Origin of the sequence: Cetobacterium sp. (assembly GCF_051653945.1) — a bacterium.
Lineage (GTDB): Bacteria > Fusobacteriota > Fusobacteriia > Fusobacteriales > Fusobacteriaceae > Cetobacterium_A.
On the sequence record NZ_JBOFXD010000071.1, the window covers coordinates 11,738 to 32,867 of the forward strand.

The 21,130-nt window shown below is 30.6% G+C and carries 21 protein-coding genes; 17 read left to right on the forward strand and 4 right to left on the reverse strand.

Annotated features, from left to right (window positions below; all coding sequences use genetic code 11):
- Positions 1-21 precede the first annotated feature (21 nt).
- The 10 genes from pheS to ACRC8M_RS07785 all read left to right on the forward strand — a co-directional run bounded on the left by pheS (position 22) and on the right by ACRC8M_RS07785 (position 10,424).
- The gene (pheS, locus tag ACRC8M_RS07740) at positions 22-1,038 is read left to right on the forward strand and encodes a phenylalanine--tRNA ligase subunit alpha (protein ID WP_438528606.1); all 1,017 of its coding nucleotides are present in this window, start codon (positions 22-24) and stop codon (positions 1,036-1,038) included.
- 16 nt (positions 1,039-1,054) lie between these two features.
- Complete coding sequence (pheT, locus tag ACRC8M_RS07745) at positions 1,055-3,448, forward strand: phenylalanine--tRNA ligase subunit beta (RefSeq protein WP_438528607.1); 2,394 nt, start codon at positions 1,055-1,057, stop codon at positions 3,446-3,448.
- 29 nt (positions 3,449-3,477) lie between these two features.
- The gene (locus tag ACRC8M_RS07750) at positions 3,478-4,686 is read left to right on the forward strand and encodes an L-serine ammonia-lyase (protein WP_438528608.1); all 1,209 of its coding nucleotides are present in this window, start codon (positions 3,478-3,480) and stop codon (positions 4,684-4,686) included.
- A gap of 66 nt (positions 4,687-4,752) precedes the next feature.
- Complete coding sequence (gene pth / locus ACRC8M_RS07755) at positions 4,753-5,319, forward strand: aminoacyl-tRNA hydrolase (RefSeq protein WP_438528609.1); 567 nt, start codon at positions 4,753-4,755, stop codon at positions 5,317-5,319.
- Between the two features lie 105 nt (positions 5,320-5,424).
- Positions 5,425-6,735, forward strand: coding sequence for an electron transport complex subunit RsxC (gene rsxC, locus ACRC8M_RS07760; protein ID WP_438528610.1), 1,311 nt, complete (start codon positions 5,425-5,427; stop codon positions 6,733-6,735).
- Positions 6,736-6,745: 10 nt separating this feature from the next.
- A complete protein-coding gene (locus ACRC8M_RS07765; RefSeq protein ID WP_438528611.1) occupies positions 6,746-7,678 on the forward strand; it encodes an RnfABCDGE type electron transport complex subunit D in 933 nt (310 codons plus the stop codon).
- Positions 7,678-8,217 (forward strand): RnfABCDGE type electron transport complex subunit G, encoded by a 540-nt coding sequence (locus tag ACRC8M_RS07770; RefSeq protein ID WP_438528612.1) that lies wholly within the window; start codon positions 7,678-7,680, stop codon positions 8,215-8,217. The genes ACRC8M_RS07765 and ACRC8M_RS07770 overlap by 1 nt, the downstream gene beginning before the upstream one ends.
- The gene (locus tag ACRC8M_RS07775) at positions 8,217-8,825 is read left to right on the forward strand and encodes an RnfABCDGE type electron transport complex subunit E (protein WP_023050792.1); all 609 of its coding nucleotides are present in this window, start codon (positions 8,217-8,219) and stop codon (positions 8,823-8,825) included. The genes ACRC8M_RS07770 and ACRC8M_RS07775 overlap by 1 nt, the downstream gene beginning before the upstream one ends.
- A 3-nt stretch (positions 8,826-8,828) precedes the next feature.
- A complete protein-coding gene (rsxA, locus tag ACRC8M_RS07780) occupies positions 8,829-9,413 on the forward strand; it encodes an electron transport complex subunit RsxA (RefSeq protein WP_023050793.1) in 585 nt (194 codons plus the stop codon).
- Positions 9,414-9,428: 15 nt separating this feature from the next.
- Entirely contained in the window at positions 9,429-10,424 is a 996-nt protein-coding gene (locus ACRC8M_RS07785; protein WP_438528613.1) for an RnfABCDGE type electron transport complex subunit B, read from the forward strand.
- A 28-nt stretch (positions 10,425-10,452) separates the two neighbouring features.
- On the opposite strand, the gene ACRC8M_RS07790 is transcribed toward ACRC8M_RS07785, so the two are convergent.
- Complete coding sequence (locus ACRC8M_RS07790; protein ID WP_438528614.1) at positions 10,453-10,830, reverse strand: RidA family protein; 378 nt, start codon at positions 10,828-10,830, stop codon at positions 10,453-10,455.
- 346 nt (positions 10,831-11,176) lie between these two features.
- Between ACRC8M_RS07790 and ACRC8M_RS07795 the strand changes: the two genes are divergently transcribed.
- From ACRC8M_RS07795 to ACRC8M_RS07805, 3 genes are all read left to right on the forward strand, one after another.
- Positions 11,177-12,190 carry a PTS sugar transporter subunit IIC gene (locus tag ACRC8M_RS07795; RefSeq protein ID WP_438528615.1) on the forward strand — a complete coding sequence of 338 codons (1,014 nt, stop codon included), beginning with the start codon at positions 11,177-11,179 and terminating at the stop codon, positions 12,188-12,190.
- Between the two features lie 117 nt (positions 12,191-12,307).
- Positions 12,308-13,612: a Na+/H+ antiporter NhaC family protein gene (locus ACRC8M_RS07800; protein WP_438528616.1), complete on the forward strand. Its 1,305-nt coding sequence runs from the start codon at positions 12,308-12,310 to the stop codon at positions 13,610-13,612.
- Between the two features lie 15 nt (positions 13,613-13,627).
- The gene (locus tag ACRC8M_RS07805; RefSeq protein ID WP_438528617.1) at positions 13,628-15,070 is read left to right on the forward strand and encodes a flippase; all 1,443 of its coding nucleotides are present in this window, start codon (positions 13,628-13,630) and stop codon (positions 15,068-15,070) included.
- Between the two features lie 11 nt (positions 15,071-15,081).
- Here the strand turns inward: ACRC8M_RS07805 and ACRC8M_RS07810 are convergent, their stop codons facing one another.
- The 3 genes from ACRC8M_RS07810 to ACRC8M_RS07820 all read right to left on the reverse strand — a co-directional run bounded on the left by ACRC8M_RS07810 (position 15,082) and on the right by ACRC8M_RS07820 (position 17,479).
- Positions 15,082-15,360, reverse strand: coding sequence for a DUF2325 domain-containing protein (locus ACRC8M_RS07810; protein WP_023050799.1), 279 nt, complete (start codon positions 15,358-15,360; stop codon positions 15,082-15,084).
- A gap of 186 nt (positions 15,361-15,546) precedes the next feature.
- The gene (locus ACRC8M_RS07815; protein WP_438528618.1) at positions 15,547-16,356 is read right to left on the reverse strand and encodes a Cof-type HAD-IIB family hydrolase; all 810 of its coding nucleotides are present in this window, start codon (positions 16,354-16,356) and stop codon (positions 15,547-15,549) included.
- On the reverse strand, positions 16,346-17,479 hold the full coding sequence (locus ACRC8M_RS07820; protein ID WP_438528619.1) for a M20 metallopeptidase family protein: 1,134 nt from the start codon (positions 17,477-17,479) through the stop codon (positions 16,346-16,348). Before ACRC8M_RS07820 ends, ACRC8M_RS07815 begins: the two co-directional genes overlap by 11 nt.
- 225 nt (positions 17,480-17,704) lie before the next feature.
- On the opposite strand from ACRC8M_RS07820, the gene ACRC8M_RS07825 reads away from it, so the two are divergent.
- The 4 genes from ACRC8M_RS07825 to dapD all read left to right on the forward strand — a co-directional run bounded on the left by ACRC8M_RS07825 (position 17,705) and on the right by dapD (position 20,821).
- Positions 17,705-18,427, forward strand: coding sequence for an amino acid kinase family protein (locus ACRC8M_RS07825; RefSeq protein WP_438528620.1), 723 nt, complete (start codon positions 17,705-17,707; stop codon positions 18,425-18,427).
- Positions 18,428-18,534: 107 nt separating this feature from the next.
- Positions 18,535-19,410 (forward strand): 4-hydroxy-tetrahydrodipicolinate synthase, encoded by an 876-nt coding sequence (gene dapA, locus ACRC8M_RS07830; RefSeq protein ID WP_438528621.1) that lies wholly within the window; start codon positions 18,535-18,537, stop codon positions 19,408-19,410.
- Positions 19,407-20,105 carry a 4-hydroxy-tetrahydrodipicolinate reductase gene (gene dapB, locus ACRC8M_RS07835; RefSeq protein ID WP_438528622.1) on the forward strand — a complete coding sequence of 233 codons (699 nt, stop codon included), beginning with the start codon at positions 19,407-19,409 and terminating at the stop codon, positions 20,103-20,105. The genes dapA and dapB overlap by 4 nt, the downstream gene beginning before the upstream one ends.
- Before the next feature lie 14 nt (positions 20,106-20,119).
- On the forward strand, positions 20,120-20,821 hold the full coding sequence (gene dapD, locus ACRC8M_RS07840; protein ID WP_438528623.1) for a 2,3,4,5-tetrahydropyridine-2,6-dicarboxylate N-acetyltransferase: 702 nt from the start codon (positions 20,120-20,122) through the stop codon (positions 20,819-20,821).
- Positions 20,822-21,130 lie beyond the last annotated feature (309 nt).

A 21,130-nucleotide genomic window follows, 5' to 3' on the forward strand; every position in this document is an offset into this window, starting at 1 on the left:
CCTTGTTTTAGGAGGAAACAAATGAAAAATAAGCTGAATGCTTTGAAGGATGAAGCTAGTTTAATTATCCAGAAAGCAGTAACACTACAAGAAATGGATGAAATTAGAGTTAAGTATTTAGGAAAAAAAGGTGAATTCACTGAAATTTCTAAATCTATGAGAGATTTATCACCAGAAGAAAGACCTGCTTTTGGACAAATGGTAAATGATGTAAAAACAGTTATAACAACTTTAATCGAGGAAAAAACAACAGAGATTAAAAATAAGGTAAAAAAAGAACAACTAGAAACTGAAACATTAGATATTTCTCTTCCTGGAAGAGAGGTTTCTACAGGAGGATTACATCCAATAACAGAAACTATGAACTTCTTAAAAAATATATTTGTGGAAATGGGATTTGATGTTGCAGAGGGGCCAGAAGTAGAGTTTACTTCTTATAACTTCGATGCATTAAATATTCCAGAAACACATCCATCAAGAGATTTACAAGATACGTTTTATATGAGTGAAAATGTAGTTTTAAGAACACATACATCACCAGTACAAGCTAGATATATGGGTAAGCATCAGCCACCATTTAGAATGGTTTGTCCAGGTAAAGTATATAGAAATGACTATGATATATCTCACACGCCTATGTTTCACCAAATGGAAGGATTAATGGTAGGACCAGAAGTATCTTTTGCCAATTTAAAAGCTATGTTAGAGCAATTTGTAACAAGAGTGTTTGGTGAAACTAAAGTTAGATTTAGACCACATTTCTTTCCATTTACAGAGCCTAGTGCTGAAATGGACGTAGAATGTGTAATTTGCAAAGGTGAGGGATGCAGACTTTGTAAACATAGTGGATGGTTAGAAATAATGGGATGTGGAATGGTTGATCCAGCTGTTTTAGAAGCTGTAGGGTATGACCCAGAAGAGGTATCAGGATTTGCATTTGGAATGGGAATAGAAAGAATCACAATGCTAAGATATGGTATTGATGATTTAAGAGCATTCTTTGAAAATGATGTGAGATTCTTAAAGCAATTTAAATAAAAGGTGGAGGCATATAATGTTAATTTCGTTGGATTGGTTGAAGCAATATGTCGATATAAAAGAGGACATAAAAGAGCTAGAAAACACTTTGACTATGATTGGTCAAGAGGTTGAAGCTATAGAGGAGCAAGGAAAAGAATTAGCAAAAGTAGTTATTGGACAGATAACAGAGTATGGAAAACATCCTGAAGCTGAAAAATTAACACTTTTAAAAGTTAATATAGGTGTAGAAGAGGAGTTACAAATAGTATGTGGTGCTCCAAATCATAAACTGGGAGATAAAGTTGTTGTAGCAACTATTGGAGCAATTTTACCAGGAGATTTTAAAATAAAGAAAAGTAAGATAAGAGGCGTAGAATCTCAAGGAATGCTTTGTTCTGAGGTAGAGCTTGGACTTGGAAACGATGGAGATGGAATTATAATACTTCCAGAAGATGCTCCATTAGGTGTAGAATACAGAGTTTATAAAAAATTAAATGATGTAATTTTTGAATTAGAAATAACGCCAAATAGACCAGATTGTTTATCTTATATAGGAATAGCTAGAGAAATAGCTGCTTATTATGGAAGAAAAATAAAGTGGCCTGAGTTCGAATCTAAAAAGATAATAGAGAGCATAAATACTGGGCATATAGATGTAAGAATTGAAGATAAAGAGAGATGTAAAAGATTCTCAGGAAAAGTTATAAAGAACATAAAAGTACAAGAGTCTCCAGAGTGGTTAAAGAATAGATTGATTTCAATGGGATTAAAACCAATAAATAATGTTGTAGATTCAACAAATTATATTTTATTTGAATGCAATCAACCTTTACATGCTTATGATTTAACAAAAATTAATGACAGAAAAATAGTTGTTAGAAAAGCATTAAATGGTGAAAAGATAGTTACACTAGATGGAGTTGAAAGAGAATTAAATAAAGGTGAACTTGTTATTGCAGATGCTGAAAAACCTTTGGGAATAGCAGGAATAATGGGTGGAGAATCAAGTAAAGTAACAGAGGAAACTACTGAAATTTTCTTAGAATGTGCATATTTCACTCCAGAGAATATAAGAAAAACATCTAAAGAGTTAGGTTTATCAAGTGATTCTTCTTATAGATTCGAAAGAGGACTAGATATAGAAAATACTGCTGAAGTTTTAGAAAGAGCAGCAGATTTAATCTCTCAACTGACAGGTGGAGAAGTTTTAGAGGGATGTATCGATAAATATGTTGAAAAATATGAAAAAATAGAGATTCCTTTAAATATTGAAAAATTAAGAAAGTTTATGGGAAAAAATATAGAGATTGATGTAGTAGGAAAAATACTTACTAATTTAGGTATAAATATAAAAACATTAAATTCTACAACAATAATAGCAACACCACCATCTTATAGAGGAGATTTGACTAGAACAGCAGATCTTTATGAAGAGATAATAAGAATGTATGGCTTTGATAACATAGAAAACAAGATGCCAGAAGAAAATATAAGACCTGGAGTTAAAGATTCAATGACAGTTGTTGTTGATGAAGCTAAAGAGATATTAGCAAAATTAGGATTACAAGAAGTAATAAATTATAGTTTCATTTCAAAAGAAGCTATAAAAATGTTGGGAATAACAGAGCCTACATTGGAAATAACAAATCCAATTAGTGATGATATGGCAGTTATGAGACCAACGTTAATTTATAGTTTATTATCAAATGTAAGAGATAATTTAAATAGAAATCAAAATGATTTAAGATTCTTTGAGGTATCAAGAGTATTTACTCCAAAAGAGGATGGATTAGCAAATGAAACATTAAGAGCTTCGATAGCTCTTGCAGGAAAAACTTTTAAAACATTATGGGATCCAAAGCCAGAAGCAATGGACTTCTACACTTTAAAAGGGTTTGTTGAAAAATTCTTAGAGTATATGGGAGTAACTAGATATCAACTAGATAGATCAGAGGATAGCAACTTCCATCCAGGAAGAAGTGCTGATATAAGAATAGGAAAAGTTAAAATAGGAACTTTTGGAGAAATTCACCCAGAGTTAGCAGAAAATATGGACATTAAAAGAGAGAGAGCATACGTAGCTGAACTAGATTTAACAACTCTATTAAATTATAGAGCTAAAAAAGTTAAATATGAGAGAATTGTAAAATATCCTGAAGTTACTAGAGACTTAGCAGTTGTTTTAGATAGAGATGTACTAGTTGGAAAGATGTTAGAAGATATCAAAAAGTCATCAAATCTAATTGAAAGTGTTGCTATATTTGACGTTTACCAAGGAGAGAAAATAGAAGCTGATAAGAAATCAGTTGCTATAAGCATCGTTTTAAGAAAGAAGGATGGAACTCTTGAGGAAAGCGATATCAATATAACTGTTGATAAAATCTTAAAATTAATAGCTAAAAACTATAATGGAGAGATTAGACAGTAAAATTTTTAATTAAAAGTTCAGGAGGAAAAATGGATTCACTAAGAGAATTATTTAAGGTTGGAAATGGACCATCGAGCTCTCATACAATGGGGCCAGAGAGAGCGGCAAAAAGATTTAAGGCAGAAAACCCAAATGCAGCAAGTTATAAAGTAGAGTTATACGGATCACTTGCATTAACAGGAAAAGGGCACTTAACAGACTATATAATAGTAGAAACGTTAAAGCCTAAATCGACAGAAATAGTATGGATGCCAGAGTATGTTCATCCGTATCACACTAACGGTATGAAGTTTATCGCTTTAGATAATGAAGGAAACGAGTTAAATTCTTGGTTAGTATTCTCTGTTGGTGGAGGAACTATAATGGAAGAAGGACAACAAAGACAGGGTGGATCAAGAGTTTATTCTTTTGGAACAATGGCTGAAATTATGTCATGGTGTGAAAAAAATAAAAAAGAATTATGGGAATTTGTTACTGAAAATGAAGGGGAATCAATTTGGTATTTCTTAGACCAAATAAGAACAGCTTTAGAAGAGTCAGTTCAATCAGGACTTTCTAAAAATGGAATTTTACCAGGAACAATAAGATTACAAAGAAGAGCTCAATCGTTCTATAGAAAAGCAAGAAACGATAAATCTAGAGGTGGATTTATTGGAAGAATATTTGCTTACACACTAGCTGTATCTGAAGAGAACGGAGGAGGAGGTAGAGTTGTTACTGCCCCTACTTGTGGAGCTGCTGGGGTAATTCCTGGATTAATGTACGCCTTAAAAGAGGAGTATAACTTAACAAATGAAGAGGTCTTAAAAGGTCTTGCTATAGCTGGACTAATCGGTAATATTATAAAAGAAAATGCTACAATATCTGGAGCAGAGGGTGGATGTCAAGCAGAAGTTGGATCAGCTTGTGCAATGGCAGCAGCAATGGCATGTTTCATATTAGGTGGATCATTAGAGCAAATCGAATATGCAGCAGAAATGGCATTAGAGCACCACTTAGGATTAACTTGTGACCCAGTTGGAGGGTATGTTCAAATACCTTGTATAGAGAGAAATGCAGCAGCAGCAGTAAGAGCTTTAGATGCAGCACAGTATGCTTTATATACAGATGGAAAGCACAGTATTTCTTTTGACCAAGTTGTAAAAACTATGGGAGAAACAGGAAGAGACTTAAAAGAGGAGTACAAAGAAACTTCTCTAGGAGGACTTGCAAAATACCAATTTGATGGGAATTGCTAATAAAACCTTTTGAAAGAGAGAATCTAAGATTCTCTCTTTCTTTATAGTTATAATTTAGGAGGAAAGATGAAGTTAATAGTTGGATTGGGAAATCCTGGAAAAGAGTATGAAAGAACAAGACATAATGTTGGGTTCGATATAATTGATGAGTTTGCAGAAAAAAATGGATTTAATCCATTCAAAGAGAAGTTTCAAGGACTGTTAACAGAAAAAACAGTGAATGGGGAAAAAGTAATTTTGTTAAAACCTCAAACATACATGAACTTAAGTGGTAACTCAATAATTCAGGTTGTTAAATTTTATAAAATAGACCCAGTAGAAGACTTAGTTGTTATTTATGATGATATGGACTTACCTTTAGGAAAATTAAGAGTAAAAACAAATGGAAGTGCTGGTGGGCATAATGGAATAAAATCTATAATTTCTCACTTAGGTCAGGATTTTATGAGAGTAAAATGTGGAATAGGAAAAGCAAAGAATAAAGATGAAAACATCAATTTTGTTTTAGGTAGGTTTACAAAAGAGGAGTCAGAGGTTGTAAATCCTATGTTTTCAAGTGTAATTTCTTTATTGGATGATGTGTTGAAAGACACTCAAATAGACAAAATTATGCAGAAATATAACAAAAAGTAACACAAAAAAGCAAAAAAACAGCTCAAAAAAGTTGTTAAATATAAATAAATATGTTATTCTAACAATGGAATATAGTTTGTTAACTACAAAGGAGGGAATATTTTTATGAAATTCTTCGGATTCAAAGGGGGAGTACATCCACCTGAAAATAAGATCCAAACAGAAAATCAAGCTGTAGAGATTTTAACAGCACCCAAAATGGTTTTCATCCCACTTCTTCAGCATATAGGGGTTCCTTTAACGCCTTGCGTAGAGATTGGAGAAAGAGTTTTAAAGGGACAAATAATAGCTGACTCAGAAGCTTTTTTATCAGTTCCTGTGCATGCATCAGTAAGTGGTACAGTAAAAAAAATTGAAAACTTACCATTTCCATTAATGGGGAATGTACAAACGATTGTAATTGAAAATGATGAACAGGAAGAGTGGATAACTCTAGAGAAACTGCCAGAGTGGAAAAATTCGACTAAAGAAGAGTTGTTAAAAGTGATAAGATCTAAAGGAGTTGTTGGTCTTGGAGGAGCAGCTTTCCCAACACATGTAAAATTAAATCCACCAGCAGACGTAAAAATAGAGATGTTATTACTAAATGGAGCTGAGTGTGAACCATATTTAAACTCTGATAATAGAGTTATGATTGAAGAGCCTTTAAAAGTTATAGAAGGTATAAAAATAATGAAGCATATATTAAATGTAGATAGTGCTGTTATTGGAATTGAAGATAATAAACCAGAGGCAATAGAGGCTATGAGAAAAGCTTGCCAAGGAACAAATATAGAAGTTATGCCACTGAAGACTATGTATCCACAAGGTGGAGAAAAATCTTTAGTAAAAGCTATATTAAATAAAGAGGTACCATCAGGAAAGTTACCTTCAGCAGTTGGTGTAGTTGTTAACAACACAACCACAGCAGTAGCAATATATGATGCTGTTGTAAATGGATTACCTTTAATAGATAAAGTTGTAACTGTTACTGGAAAAGGGATAAAGGAACCTAAAAATTTAAAAGCAGTTATAGGAACACCTATATCAATACTTTTAGAAAATTGTGGGTATGAAGAGGAAATAGTAGAAAAAATTGTTATGGGTGGACCTATGATGGGTATGGCTCAATTAACTTTAGAGGTACCTGTTATAAAAGGAACTTCAGGATTACTAGCTTTAACGAAACAAGAAACAAACTATTGTAAGCCAAAAGCTTGTATAGGTTGTGGAAAATGTGTTGATGCATGTCCTATGTCATTGGAACCGATAATGTATGCTAGATTGGCAGAGTTTTCACAATGGGAAGAGATGGCAAAATACCACTTGATGGATTGTATCGAGTGTGGTTCTTGTGCTTATATATGTCCAGCTAATAGACCACTGACAGAAGCAATAAAAATTGGAAAAGCTAAACTTAGAACAATGAAAAAGTAGGAGGAAAAAAGTGGCAAAAATTTTAAAGATGGGGCCATCGCCTCATATCAGAACTAAGGAAACTGTTGATGATGTAATGTATGATGTAATATTAGCATTACTTCCAGCACTTTTAGCAGCATGCTATTTTTTTGGAATCAGAGCAATAGTAGTAACAGCAGTATCTATTTTATCTTGTATGGTAACTGAGTTTGTATGTCAAAAATTAATGAAACAAGATGTACAAATTTTTGATGGGAGTGCAATTTTAACAGGAATTTTATACGCTTTTGTAATACCACCATATATGTCTTTAGTGTATGTTATAGTTGGAGCTGTAGTTTCAATAGCTTTAGGAAAAATGGTATTTGGTGGATTAGGACATAATATATTCAATCCAGCTTTAGTTGGAAGAGCATTTGTTCAAGCATCTTGGCCAGTTGCAATAACGACATTTATGTATGATGATGTTGGAGGAGCTACTCTTTTAGATGCAATGAAAAGAGGATTGCCAACAGATAATGCCTTAATAGAAAGTGGAAATCTTTATTTAAATACATTTATAGGTAGAATGGGTGGATGTTTAGGAGAAACATCTGTTTTAGCTCTTCTTCTAGGTGGGGCATATTTAATTTATAAAAAGCAAATAGATTGGAAAGTACCAGCAATAATGATTGGAACAGTATTCGCAGCTTCTCTTATAGCTGGAGCAGATCCATTTTTACATATCTTTTCAGGAGGATTATTTTTAGGAGCATTCTTCATGGCAACAGATATGGTAACATCACCTCATACACCAAAAGGAAGAGCTATTTTTGCTTTTGGTATAGGAGTTTTAGTATCGTTAATTAGATTTAAAGGTGGTTATCCAGAGGGAGTTGCTTACTCAATTCTTATAATGAATGGATTTGTACCTTTAATTAATAGATATACAAGCCCTAAAAAATTTGGGGAGGTAAAATAATGGAAAGAAATAGATTTGTACATTATGGTATTGTTTTAACACTAATAGCGTCAATCTCTGCTGGAATTTTATCTGTAGTTAATGGAGCAACACAAAAAGTTATAAAAGAAAATGAAAAGGCGGCAGTAAATGCAGCAAGAGTAATGGTTTTACCAAAAGCTGAATCGTTTGATGAGAATGCAATAGTAAAAGTAGATGAATTAGAATTTATTCCTGGAAATGGTTCAAATGGAAAGCCTGTTGGGTATGTAGTAACAATTTCTCAGCCAGGTTATGCTGCTAATATAGATTTTGTATTAGGAATTGATAGAAGAGGAAGAGTAACTGGATTAAACATAATAGGAAGTCAAGAAACACCAGGGCTAGGATCAAAAATATTAGATCCAGAGTGGCAAAAGAAAGCTATTGGAAAAGATGCTTCTTATGAATTTAATAAATCAGCAGATGGTTTTGCAGGAGCTACAATATCACCAAATGCTGTTTATACAGGAATTAAAAGAGCTCTAAATAGTTTTAATAGTGGGGTGAATAAAAAATAATGGCAAAATCAAATAAAGAGATATTATTAAATGGAATAATAAAAGAAAATCCTGTATTTGTACTTTTACTTGGATTATGTCCAACACTAGGAGTTACATCATCATCAATAAATGGTATGGCAATGGGACTTGCAACAATGTCAGTAATAGTTTTCTCAAATATGTTAATATCAATGATAAAAAGTTTTATTCCTGATAAAGTTAGAATTCCTGCATTTATAATGGTAATAGCGTCATTAGTTACTATAGTTGAGATGGTTATGAAAGCATATTTGCCAGATTTATATAAAGTTTTAGGATTATTTATTCCTCTGATTGTTGTTAACTGTATTGTACTTGGTAGAGCTGAAAGCTTTGCTTCAAAGAATACTGTATTTAAATCAATATTAGATGGAATTGGAGCAGGATTAGGATTTACATTAGCTCTAACTCTTTTAGGAACAATTAGAGAGATATTAGGAAATGGAACAGCTTTTGGAATATCTGTAACACCAGCTTCATTTACACCAGCTTTAATATTTATATTGGCACCTGGTGCGTTTATAACAATAGGATTTATAATCGCTACTCAGAACTATATTAAAGCTAGAAAGAGTGGGGTGAAATAAAAAATGGATTTTGCAAAAATATTCAGTTTAATAATAACAGCAATTTTTATTCAAAATATAATATTTGCTAAATTTTTAGGAATTTGTCCATTTATGGGAGTTTCTAAAAAAGTTGAATCATCAATTGGAATGGGTATGGCAGTAACATTTGTTATGTCACTAGCTTCAGGAGTAACATGGACAATTTACAACTATTTATTAGTACCGTTACAATTAGAGTATTTACAAACAATAGCTTTTATATTAATAATAGCTTCATTAGTACAATTTGTAGAGATGGCAATTCAAAAAACTTCACCAAACTTGTATAAAGCTTTGGGAGTTTTTCTACCACTTATAACAACGAACTGTGCTGTACTAGGTATTGCTATTTTAAATATTCAACAAGAGTATAACTTTATAGAGTCTGTTATAAATGGAGCAGCTGTAGCAATTGGATTTACATTAGCTCTAGTACTACTAGCAGGAATAAGAGAAAGAATAGAATATGCAGCTATTCCAGGACCATTTAAAGGAGTTCCTATAGCATTTATTTCAGCAGGACTTTTAGCAATGGCTTTTATGGGATTCAGCGGAATGCAAATATAGATTGGAGGTAGGTTAATGGAATCAATATTATTTCCTGTTTTATCGCTAGGAGGAACAGGGTTAGCAATGGGACTATTTTTAGCCTATGCTTCTAAGAAGTTTGAAGTGAAGGTTGACGAAAAAGTAGAAGCTATTCAAGGAATACTTCCTGGAATAAACTGTGGAGCATGTGGATATCCAGGATGTTCTGGTTATGCTGAAGCAATTGCTCTAAATGGAGCAGAAATGACAGCATGTTCACCAGGAGGACCGACAGTTGCAGCAGAAATAGCAAAGGTTATGGGAGCTACTGTTGATTTATCAGGGCCTAAAATGGTAGCAAAGTTACTATGTCAAGGAGATTGTACTAAAACAACAAAGACATATGAATTTGAGGGTAAATTAACAACTTGCTCTGCAATAAATCTATATGCAGGTGGAGATAAATCTTGTAAATACGGTTGCTTAGGATATGGGGATTGTGTTAAGGTTTGTCCAGTAAACGCAATAACAGTTACTGAAAAAGGAATTGTAAATATAGATGAAGAGAAATGTGTATCGTGCAAAAAGTGTGTGTCAACATGTCCAAAAAGATTAATAGAGATGTTACCGATGAATAAAAGAGTAACAGTTAATTGCATGTCTAGAGATAAAGGTGTAGTTGCTAGAAAAGCTTGTACAGTAGCATGTATAGCTTGTGGACTTTGTCAGAAGGCTTGTCCAGTAGATGCAATTGAAATAAAAAATAATGTAGCAAGAATAGATCCGGAAAAATGTGTAGAGTGTGGATTGTGTGCTGTAAAATGTCCAACTAAAGCTATAAATAGCGAAGTTAAAGAGATAAAAAAAGCAGAGATAATTGAAGAAAAATGTATAGGGTGTACAGCATGTGCTAGAGTATGTCCAGTTAAATGTATAGAGGGAGAAGTTAAGCAAAAACATAAAATTGATCAGTCTAAATGTATAGGTTGCCAATTATGTTATGACAAGTGCAAATTCTCAGCTATAAAAATCAATATTCAGAATTTATAAAAAAAGATGAGGATATCCTCATCTTTTTTTATTTTACAGCGATAACTTCGATTTCAACCTTAACATCTCTAGGTAATCTAGCAACTTCAACACATGCTCTAGCAGGTTTAACCTCTCCTAAATACTCAGCATAAACTTCGTTAATAGCAGCAAAATCGTTCATATCTTTAATGAAAACTCCAGCTTTAACAACATCTTTTAATGAATATCCAGCTTCTTCTAAAATAGCTTTAACATTTTCTAATGATTGTCTAGTTTGCTCTTTAACATCTTCTGATATAACAGTCATAGTCTCAGGAACAAATGGAATTTGTCCAGAAACATATAAAGTTCCATTTATTTCAATTGCTTGTGAGTAAGGACCAATAGCTGCAGGAGCTTTGCTAGTGTTGATAACTTTTTTCATTATAAATACCTCCCAATTAAATTTAGATAGTTAAATTTTAACACAAAATTATTATATAAACAACCTAGAAAATACTAATTTATGGGAGTTGTAAAAATAGGTGTTGTGAATAAAATCACATTTTTTCATAAAAAAATGTAGAGTTAACAAAGTTGAAAAGTAAAATAATGTAAAGTATACATTAAATGTGTTAAACGTGTGTTGAAATGTCTTAAAAATAAACATAAAATTTAAAAAAATACTTTACTTTTTGTAAAGTGTAGAGTATAATTGTTTCTGTGAGAAAAAAAGTTAAAATTGACATATTGTTATTTTTTTAACAAGCGTGTCGAAGGAAAGAGGGAAAATGGAATTATTAAAAGGTACAGTGTTATTATTATTGGTTTTAGCATTCTTTACTGGATTTAGTTTAAAAGCACCAAGAGGAATGAAAGCAATGGGTGCTTTAGCAGGAGCAGCAACAGCGAGTTTCTTAGTAGAAGCTTTCCAATTATATGTTGGTGGAGATCTTTTAGGAATTAAGTTTTTAGGAGATGTTGGAGCCTCAGCAGGATCAATGGGAGGAGTTGCGGCAGCAATTTTAGTACCATTAGCTTTAGGAGTAAGTCCTGTTTATGCAGTTATGTTAGGTGTAGTTTGTGGAGGAATGGGAATTATTCCAGGATTTATCGCAGGATACGTAATGTCGTTTATTATACCTAAGTTAGAAGAAAAAATCCCTGATGGATTAGATTTAATTGTAATTATTTGTCTAGCAGCACCTTTAGGAAGAGGAATAGCACAGTTTGTTTCTCCTGGAGTTACATTCGCTTTACAGACAATTGGAGATATAATTATTGCAGCTCAATCAGCTAGTCCATATGTAATGGCATTTATTTTAGGAGGAGTTATAACAGTAGTTGCTACAGCTCCAATAAGTTCAATGGCATTAACAGCAATGTTAGGATTAACTGGTTTACCAATGGCAATAGGAGCATTATCAGTAATGGGATCGTCATTCATGAACTATGTATTCTTTGATAGAATGAAGTTTGGAGATAGATCAACAACAATAGCTGTTGCTATTGAGCCATTAACTCAAGCAGATATAATCTCTGCAAATCCAATACCAGTATTTACAACTAACTTTATTGGTGGAGGAATAGCTGGTATGATCGTTAACTACTTTGGATTAATTAACAATGCTACAGGAACAGCAACACCAATCGCTGGTTTTGCAGTAATGTTTGGATTCAACCCTGCTAAAGATGTATTAATTACAGCTGGATTATGTGCTGTAGCTGGTATCGCAACAGGATATATAGGATCAATCGTATTTAAAAATTATAAAATTAAAACTGTTGCTGAAATAAGAGGGTAATAGTTATGTAAGAAAGTTCCAGTTCTGCTGGAACTTTTTTTTACTAAAAATTTGATAAAATATAAAAAATAATGTATACTCATAAAAATATATAAAAAAATAAAAAGGGGGTAAAAAATGAGTACAAAAACAAAAGGAAGCTTTAAAGGATTAATTCCTTTTTTAGTTTTTATTGGATTTTATTTAGGAAGTGGAATTATTTTAGATTCTATGGGCGTAGAGTTAGCTTTTTATCAATTGCCAGCTCCAGTTGCTATTTTTCCTGGAATAATTGTAGCGTTTTTACTGTTTAAAGGTAGTATAAAAGAGAAGTTTGAAACTTTTTTAGAGGGATGTGGACACCAAGATATTATAACAATGTGTATAATATATCTTTTAGCTGGTGGATTTGCAATTGTGTCAAAGTCTATGGGAGGGGTTGATTCAACAGTAAATTTAGGATTAACTTATGTTCCGTCACACTATATAGCTCCAGGATTATTTGTAATTGCAGGATTTATTTCGACAGCTACAGGAACATCAGTAGGTTCAATTGTATCTTTAGCACCAATAGCAGTAGGGTTAGCAGAAAAAAGTGGTGTATCAATGCCGTTGGTTTTAGCTGCCTTAATGGGTGGAGCAATGTTTGGAGATAATCTTTCGATAATTTCTGATACAACAATTGCTGCAACAAGAACTCAAGGTGTTGAGATGAAAGATAAGTTTAGAGTAAATATAAAGATAGCAGCACCTGCAGCAATTTTGACATTATTGCTGTTAATAGTTTTTGGAAAACCAGAAATAGCTCCGGAAACTGGAGTATATGCTTTTAATATAGTAAAAGTTTTACCATATATATTTGTTTTAACACTTTCTTTAGTTGGAATAAATGTTTTTGTTGTTCTGACAGCTGGAATAGCATTATCAGGAGCTATCGGATTATTCTATGGTGATTTTACTTGGTTAGGATATGCAAAAGAGATCTATAATGGGTTTACTGGAATGACAGAGATATTTTTATTATCTCTTTTAACAGGTGGATTAGCATCATTAGTAACTAAAGCTGGTGGTGTAGATTGGATAATGAGTACAATTGAAAAAAGAATAAAAGGGGTTAAAAGTGCCCAAATGGGAATGGCTTTGTTAGTAACATTAACAGATATGGCTGTAGCTAACAATACTGTGGCCATTATTATAAATGGACCTATAGCTAAGAAAATATCTGATAGATATGGAGTAGATCCTAAAAAGTGTGCCTCTGTTTTAGATATATTTTCATGTATTGCTCAAGGAGCAATCCCTTACGGAGCTCAAATGCTTATAATGTTAAGCTTTGCTGGAGGAAAAGTTTCTCCATTTGATATAATACCATTATTGTGGTATCAAATGATATTAGCCGTATTTACAGTAGGATATATTTTTTATAATCCAAAAGAATCATAAAAAGGAAGATGTCAGATGTCAGTTTCTAAAAATTATCTATACAATGTATTACTAATAATAAGTAATACAATATTTCCAATAATAACATTTCCTTATATTTCTAGGGTGTTAATGCCAGAATATTTAGGAAAAGTATATTTTGTGCAAGGAGTTGTGGCTTATTTTTTAATACTTTCAGTACTAGGTGCTCCAAATTATGGAATAAAAGAGTTATCTAAAGCTAAAGGGATAGGCGATTGGCTAGAGTTTAAAAAAATATTCACAGAGTTATTTATAATGACAATTTTAAGTAGTATAGGATCTTTAATTCTTTTATTAGGTACAGTTCAATTATATGGAAAATTTTATCAAGAAAAATTAATATTTTATATTTTTGCAACCCAAGTTTTGTTTGAGTGTTTTCATATAAACCATTTTTTTATTGTTATGGAAAATCATAAAAGAAGATTAATAAGGTCATTTACAATTAGAATTCTATCATTAGGTTTTTTATTTTATTTTATAAAAACGCCAAATGACTATTATTTATATGCTTTGTTATTAGTTATTCCAGAAGTGCTAGCACGGGTTATAGATGTTATCAGTGTAAGAAAATATTTTTATTTTAAAGACTTAAATTTTAAAAGACATACGAATAGTATGTTTATAATTTTTTTATATATTTTTACAATTGGTATATATGGAAGCATTGATACAACAATGCTAGGAATTATGATAAATGATATTGAGGTTGGATTATATACGGCAGCTGTTAAAATGTATAAAATGGTTTTACCAGTAATCTTGACTTTAGGAACAGTACTATCTCCAAGAATCATTGGAGCTATAAAAAGAAAAGAGAAAGAAAATATCTATAAAAATATGGATGTTTTTATAGATTATTGTTTTATAGTTGGAGTTCCAGCTACTTTACTTATGATGCTTTTAGCTAGAGAGTTTACACTTTTATTTTCTGGAAAAGATTTTAAAGGAGCTATAGAAACGATGATAATAATGTCACCGTGTTTAGGTTTTTTAGCCTTGGGCACTTTTATTGGTGGACAGGTTATGCTACCAAATGATTTGGAAAAAGATATATTGATAATTTCTATATTTGGAGTATTTTTAAATATAGGATTAAACTATTTTTTAATTCCAGCTTATTTAAGAAATGGAGCAGCATTAGCAACATTAATTACTGAAGTGATAGTCGCATTAATTAAAATTGGTAAAATGAAAAAATTATATGTTGATTATAAAATTTTAACAAAAGATAGAGTTTTAACAGTTTTTGTAGGAGTTATAATCTCCTATAGTATTTATTTAAAAATTGGATATATCAGAGAGTTTGGAAATTTAATAACTTTATTAATAATTCCTATATTATATGGAACTATATATTTTTTAATATTGATTCTTTTAAAAAACAAAAGAATTTTAAGTTGGCTTATATTTATAAAAAAAAGATTGCATATTTAGTGCAATCTTTTTTATTTATACATTTTATCTAAGTTTTCCTTAAGTTTTGAGATGCTGTTATTATTTAAGTGAACAATTGGTATATTTTGAGTTTTACAAACTTTATTACAATTATTCAAAAGATTATGACTAACTAAGTTAGTAAAAATTATGCACATTTCACAATTTTTAATTTTTTTACAAAAATTTGGACATTGAGTATTATAAACTTTTCCTTTTAAATTATAAGATTTTAATAACTCTAAATATTCTCGTTCTCCTCTTTTTAGTCCACCAACAATAGCAATCATTTTCTTTACCTCCCCTTTTTATGAAACTTTAGTATTTTTTTTTTAAAATTTATATATGTGATGAATAAAAACTTATATAAGCTGGCTTTAAAAATTTGATATAAAAATATTAACACAATAAACTTTATATGTCAATTATTTTTAAAATCAAAATATTTTTATAAAAAAGTAAAGTGGATTTCCACTTTACTTTTTTAATATTAAATTTTCTATAATTTTTGTCATTCCATTATTATTATTAGAAGTTGAAATAAATTTACAAATATCTTTTATTTCTGGTTTTGCATTTTCAACACAAGCAGGCATACCAGCTACTTTAAGCATTGGAATATCATTATAAGAATCACCAACGACAATTATTTCATTTTGATGTATTCCTAATTTGTTAGCCAGTTTTAGAAGTGAACTGCCTTTATCAACACCTAATTTAGTAATTTCTAAGAAAAAAGGTTTTGATATAGCAATAGAAAATTGATTTCCAAGTTCATTATTTAATTTTTTCTCTACTTGTTTTAAATATTTTGGATCTTCTAACATAATACATTTAACACAATCCTTATCAACTGTAGCTTTAAAATTTTTAACTTTTTCAAAAGGCATTTTAGTCAATTCAACCTCTACTTCAATATATGAGCTATAATCTTCAGAAATAATTGAGTCATCTAAATAAGTTATTATTTCAACACTATTATTTTTACTAAAATCATAGAGAAGATGAATCTCATCTTTAGTGAGAGTTTCTTTTAAAATATTTTTACCAGTTTTACAATTAGTTATAATAGAACCATTATAAGAAAGAATAAAGCTACCGAATTTATCTAATTTTAACTCTTCTGCTAAGTCTCTCATTGCGTATGTTGGTCTTCCAGAAGCAAGAACAAATATAACTCCACTCTCTTGTGCCTTCATTATAGACTCTTTATCTTTATCAGAGATTTTTCCTTGTGAATTTAAAAGTGTATCATCAAGATCAGTAACAATCATTTTATATTTCATTTCTATCCTCCAAAAGTTTTGCAAAAAGTTTAACTCCTTCAAGAAGAACTTTTTCATCAAAATTAAAAGAAGAACTATGTAACGGTGAAATAAAATTTTGTTCTTTATTTCTAGTACCTAATAGAAAAAATATCCCAGGAACTTTTTCTTGATAAAAAGCAAAATCTTCGGCTAAAGCTAAGGTTTCTCCTTGAATAAAATTAAAGTCTTGAGAAATTTTTAAAAAATTATTATAAAGAATATTATCATTTATAACTGGTGGATAAAGAACTCTAAATTCATCAACCATTTTAATATCAAAAGCTATTTCTATTCCGTTATGTATTTCTTTCATTCTTTTTATTATTAGTTCAGTATCCTCTTGAGAATATGCTCTAATTGTACCATAAAAATCTATAGAGTTAGATATTATATTTCGAGCTGTTCCACCACTTATTTTACCAACTGTTATAACACCTGCATTAAAGGGAGAAAGATTTCTAGAAATTATACTCTGATAAGAATCTATAATTTTAGTAAAAGGTATAAGGGGATCGTTTGTTTTTTGAGGTATTCCTCCATGACCTCCCTTACCAATAACTTTACAATCAAATTCCGTAGCTTGTGCAAAGAAAGGTCCAGCTTTAGTTGAAATAGTTCCTTCTTCTAAATCTGGAAATAAGTGGAAAGAGTATATCTCTTTAACGTGGAATTTTTCTAAAATTCCAGTGTCACATATAAATTTAGCTCCACCTGGGCCCTCTTCAGCAGGTTGAAATATTAATAAAACACTGTAGTTCTGTTTTGCTTTTGTTGTTAGGTATTTAGCAAAGGCTAAAAGAGCAGCTGTATGACCGTCATGTCCACAAGCATGCATAAATCCAGTATGTTTTGAAGTAAATATACAATTACTTTCTTCCTGGATTGCGAGTGCATCTATATCAGCTCTAAAGGCAATACACTCTTTTTTTATTCCTGGAATATATATATAAACACCAGTTTCACAAATTGTATATGGAGAATATCCCATACTTTTTAGTGTATTTATTATATACTTTTGAGTTTTAAACTCCTTAAAGCCTACTTCAGGTATTTGATGTAGGTCTCTTCTATATTTTATAACTTCATTTAATAAGAAATTCATAGCTACCTCCTGTATAAATAATTAATTAATAATAGTATTATTTTTTTATAAAAACAAATATAAAAAATAAAAATTCATAATATATGAACTTTTATTAAATTAAAAATTATTAAAAAACAAAATATATTTATAAAAATAATGAACAAAAAAAATAAAAAATTGATAAATTAAAAATCATAATTAAAAGAAGTAAAATATAGAAAACAAAGTAAGAGGTGAATTTATATGAGAGTAGTATTAAAATATGGTGGAAGTTCAGTAGCTACTTTAGAAAAAATATCTAAAATAGCTAACTATATAAAAGAATTAAAAGAAAAGATAGGTGAAATAGTTATAGTAGTTTCAGCAATGGGAAAAACAACAGATGAATTGCTAAAAAAAGCATATTCTTTAGCTGAAACTCCTAATAAAAGAGAGATAGATATGCTGATAAGCACAGGAGAGCAACAAAGTGCAGCATTGTTATCACTATCTTTAAATTCTGTTGGGTGTGATGCTATATCTTATACAGGATATCAGATAGGATTAAGAACAGTTGGGGAATATGGAAATAGTGAAATTCTAAGTATAGATAAAAATTTTTTAGAAAAACAATTAAAAGAACAGAAGATAGTTGTAGTAGCTGGATTTCAAGGAATTAATGAGATTGGAGATATAACGACTTTAGGAAGAGGTGGTTCAGATACAACAGCAGTAGCTTTAGCTGGAGTTCTAGGTTGTGAATGTAGAATTTATACAGATGTAGATGGAGTCTATACAGATGATCCAAGAAAAAATAACTTAGCTACTAAAATTGAAAAAATATCTTATGATGATATGGAAAAAATGTCGAAAAATGGAGCTAAAGTAATGGAAACTAAAGCGGTAATAATAGGAAAAAAATATAAGGTTCCAATTTTTGTAGGTGAAAGTTTAGGAAGTGAACAAGGAACTTGTATAGTTGAATAAACAGAAAAAATAAAAAATGAATTGAAATTTTTATCCATAGAAGATAAGATAAAAGGAAGATAGCGGATGAAGCTATTTAATCACAACTTAGTAATGGAGGGTAGCCAATGTTTAAAGGATCAGGAGTAGCACTAATTACACCATTTAATAAAGATATGAGTGTGAATTATTTAAAAGTATCAGAATTAGTAGAATATCATTGTGAAAATAATACAGACGCTCTTATAATTTTAGGAACAACAGGGGAAGCAAGTACACTAACGGATGATGAAAAAGTTAAAATTGTAGAAACTGTACTAGAAGCAAATAAAAAGAGACTACCTATAATAGTTGGAGCAGGTAGTAATAATACAATCCAAGCAATTGAAATGTCAAAAAAATATGAAAAATTAGGTGTGGATGGATTGTTATTAGTAACTCCTTACTATAATAAAGGAAATGAAGATGGAATATATAAACATTTTGTTTCTATAGCTGAGTTTGTGAATCTTCCAATAATGTTATATAACGTTCCAGGAAGAACAGGAGTTAATTTATCAATTAATTTATTGAAAAAATTAGCTAAACATAAAAATATAATAGCTTTAAAGGAAGCCAGTGGAGATATATCTTATGCATGTGAAGTTGCAAGATTAGTTCCAGAGCTAGCATTATACTCAGGAAATGATGATATAACTATTCCTTTGATGTCAATAGGAGCTGTAGGAACAGTTTCAGTTTTAGCTAATATAGAGCCTAAAGTAGTTCATAATATGGTTGAAAATTTTTCCAGTGGTGATTTAAAAGAAGCTCAAAGATTACAATTGAAATATAATGGATTAGTTAAATCTTTATTTTTAGAAGTGAATCCTATTCCAGTAAAAGAAGCAATGAATATTTTGGGAAAAAATGTTGGGAAATGTCGTTTACCTTTGGGAGATATGGAAGAGAAAAATATAGATATATTAAAAAAAGAGTTAGAAGAAGTAGGTGAAATAGTTTGAGAATAGCTATGCACGGAACGGGAGCGATGGGAAAAACTATTCGAGATATTGGTAATGATAAAATAGTCGCTTTTGTAGATAATATTGAGGAAATAAATATAAATGAAAAAATAGATGTTGTTGTAGATTTTTCACATTTTAGTAAATTAAATGATTTATTAGATAGATGTGTAGAGAGAAATTATCCTTTAGTAATAGCAACAACTGGTTATAGTGGTGAAACTTTAGAAAAAATTGTAGAATCTTCGAAGAAAATACCAATACTATTATCGTCGAATACTTCTTTAGGAATAAATGCTATAAATAGTGTATTAGAAAAATTGGTTCCAAAATTAGAAGAAAATTTTGATATAGAAATAATAGAAAAACATCATAATAAAAAAATAGATGCACCTAGTGGAACTGCAATTACTCTTTTAGAAACAATTCAAAACTCTTTATGTGAAAAGTATGATGTTGTTTTTGGAAGAGAAGGGGTGGCTAAAAGAGAAAAGAAAGAGATTGGAGTTCATGCAGTAAGAGGTGGAACGATTGTAGGGGAACATACAATAATTTTCGCAGGAGAAGATGAGATTATAGAGATATCTCATAAAGCTTTATCGAAAAAAATATTTGCAGTTGGTGCATTGAAATGTGCTGATTTTATTCTAGGTAAGCAACCTAGATTATATACAATGACAGATATCTTTAATTAGGAGAGTGATATAAAGTGAGATTAGAAACAGCTGAAGAATTGATAAATTTTATAAAAAATTCGCAAAAGAAAACTTTGACTAAAGCTTATATAAATGGAGTTGTAGATTTTAAAAATGAAAATATTTTTGTTTTTAAAGGTGAAGAGGGAAGCATTTTAATCGGAGATTGGAAAGAAATTGAAGAGGTAATAGAAAAAAATAAAAAAAGTATAACAAACTATTTTGTAGAAAATATTGCTAGAAATTCTGGTGTTCCACTTCTTGATACTAAAAATATAAATGCAAGAATTGAACCAGGTGCTATAATAAGAGATAAAGTAAAAATAGGTGACAATGCTGTTATAATGATGGGTGCTGTAATAAATATAGGAGCAGAAATTGGCGAAGGAACTATGATAGACATGAATGTGGTGCTGGGTGGAAGAGCTATTGTAGGAAAAAGATGTCATATAGGTGCTGGAACAGTCTTGGCTGGAGTAATAGAACCACCATCAGCTCAACCAGTGGTAATAGAAGATGATGTTATGATAGGTGCAAATGCAGTTGTTATAGAGGGTGTAAGAGTTGGAAAAGGTGCGGTAGTAGCAGCAGGAGCCATTGTGTTACAAGATGTTCCTGAAGGTGCAGTGGTAGCAGGAAACCCTGCTAAAATAATAAAATTAAAAGATGAGAAGACGATTGAAAAAACAAAACTTGTTGATGACTTAAGAAAATAAAATGAAAAAAATTTAAAGATAGAAAATCTAAAACTTTCTATCTTTTTTTTATGTCTAACAAAAAAAATAAAAAAATTTTTAAAAAAATAAAAAAAGTAGTTGACGAAGTTTAAAAATTATGGTACTATTATTTTTGTCAGCGGGAAACACCGCAGACGAAAGTTAAAGATAAGGACATTAACAACCGAATAGAGAAAATAGTCAGAAGTTATGAAAATAACAAAACGCCAGAAATGGCAAACCAATAAATGGTGTAAACGTAAGTCTTAGGACTTTAAATATATTTGAATGAAGAGTTTGATCCTGGCT

Coding starts and splice junctions, on each gene's coding strand:
- ACRC8M_RS07785 (WP_438528613.1), top strand. CDS start 9,429: ATGGAATCAATATTATTTCCTGTTTTATCGCTAGGAGGAACAGGGTTA.
- ACRC8M_RS07790 (WP_438528614.1), bottom strand. CDS start 10,830: ATGAAAAAAGTTATCAACACTAGCAAAGCTCCTGCAGCTATTGGTCCT.
- rsxA (WP_023050793.1), top strand. CDS start 8,829: ATGGATTTTGCAAAAATATTCAGTTTAATAATAACAGCAATTTTTATT.
- dapA (WP_438528621.1), top strand. CDS start 18,535: ATGTTTAAAGGATCAGGAGTAGCACTAATTACACCATTTAATAAAGAT.
- ACRC8M_RS07825 (WP_438528620.1), top strand. CDS start 17,705: ATGAGAGTAGTATTAAAATATGGTGGAAGTTCAGTAGCTACTTTAGAA.
- rsxC (WP_438528610.1), top strand. CDS start 5,425: ATGAAATTCTTCGGATTCAAAGGGGGAGTACATCCACCTGAAAATAAG.
- ACRC8M_RS07805 (WP_438528617.1), top strand. CDS start 13,628: ATGTCAGTTTCTAAAAATTATCTATACAATGTATTACTAATAATAAGT.
- ACRC8M_RS07815 (WP_438528618.1), bottom strand. CDS start 16,356: ATGAAATATAAAATGATTGTTACTGATCTTGATGATACACTTTTAAAT.
- ACRC8M_RS07795 (WP_438528615.1), top strand. CDS start 11,177: ATGGAATTATTAAAAGGTACAGTGTTATTATTATTGGTTTTAGCATTC.
- ACRC8M_RS07810 (WP_023050799.1), bottom strand. CDS start 15,360: ATGATTGCTATTGTTGGTGGACTAAAAAGAGGAGAACGAGAATATTTA.
- ACRC8M_RS07800 (WP_438528616.1), top strand. CDS start 12,308: ATGAGTACAAAAACAAAAGGAAGCTTTAAAGGATTAATTCCTTTTTTA.
- pheT (WP_438528607.1), top strand. CDS start 1,055: ATGTTAATTTCGTTGGATTGGTTGAAGCAATATGTCGATATAAAAGAG.
- ACRC8M_RS07770 (WP_438528612.1), top strand. CDS start 7,678: ATGGAAAGAAATAGATTTGTACATTATGGTATTGTTTTAACACTAATA.
- ACRC8M_RS07775 (WP_023050792.1), top strand. CDS start 8,217: ATGGCAAAATCAAATAAAGAGATATTATTAAATGGAATAATAAAAGAA.
- pheS (WP_438528606.1), top strand. CDS start 22: ATGAAAAATAAGCTGAATGCTTTGAAGGATGAAGCTAGTTTAATTATC.
- ACRC8M_RS07820 (WP_438528619.1), bottom strand. CDS start 17,479: ATGAATTTCTTATTAAATGAAGTTATAAAATATAGAAGAGACCTACAT.
- ACRC8M_RS07750 (WP_438528608.1), top strand. CDS start 3,478: ATGGATTCACTAAGAGAATTATTTAAGGTTGGAAATGGACCATCGAGC.
- pth (WP_438528609.1), top strand. CDS start 4,753: ATGAAGTTAATAGTTGGATTGGGAAATCCTGGAAAAGAGTATGAAAGA.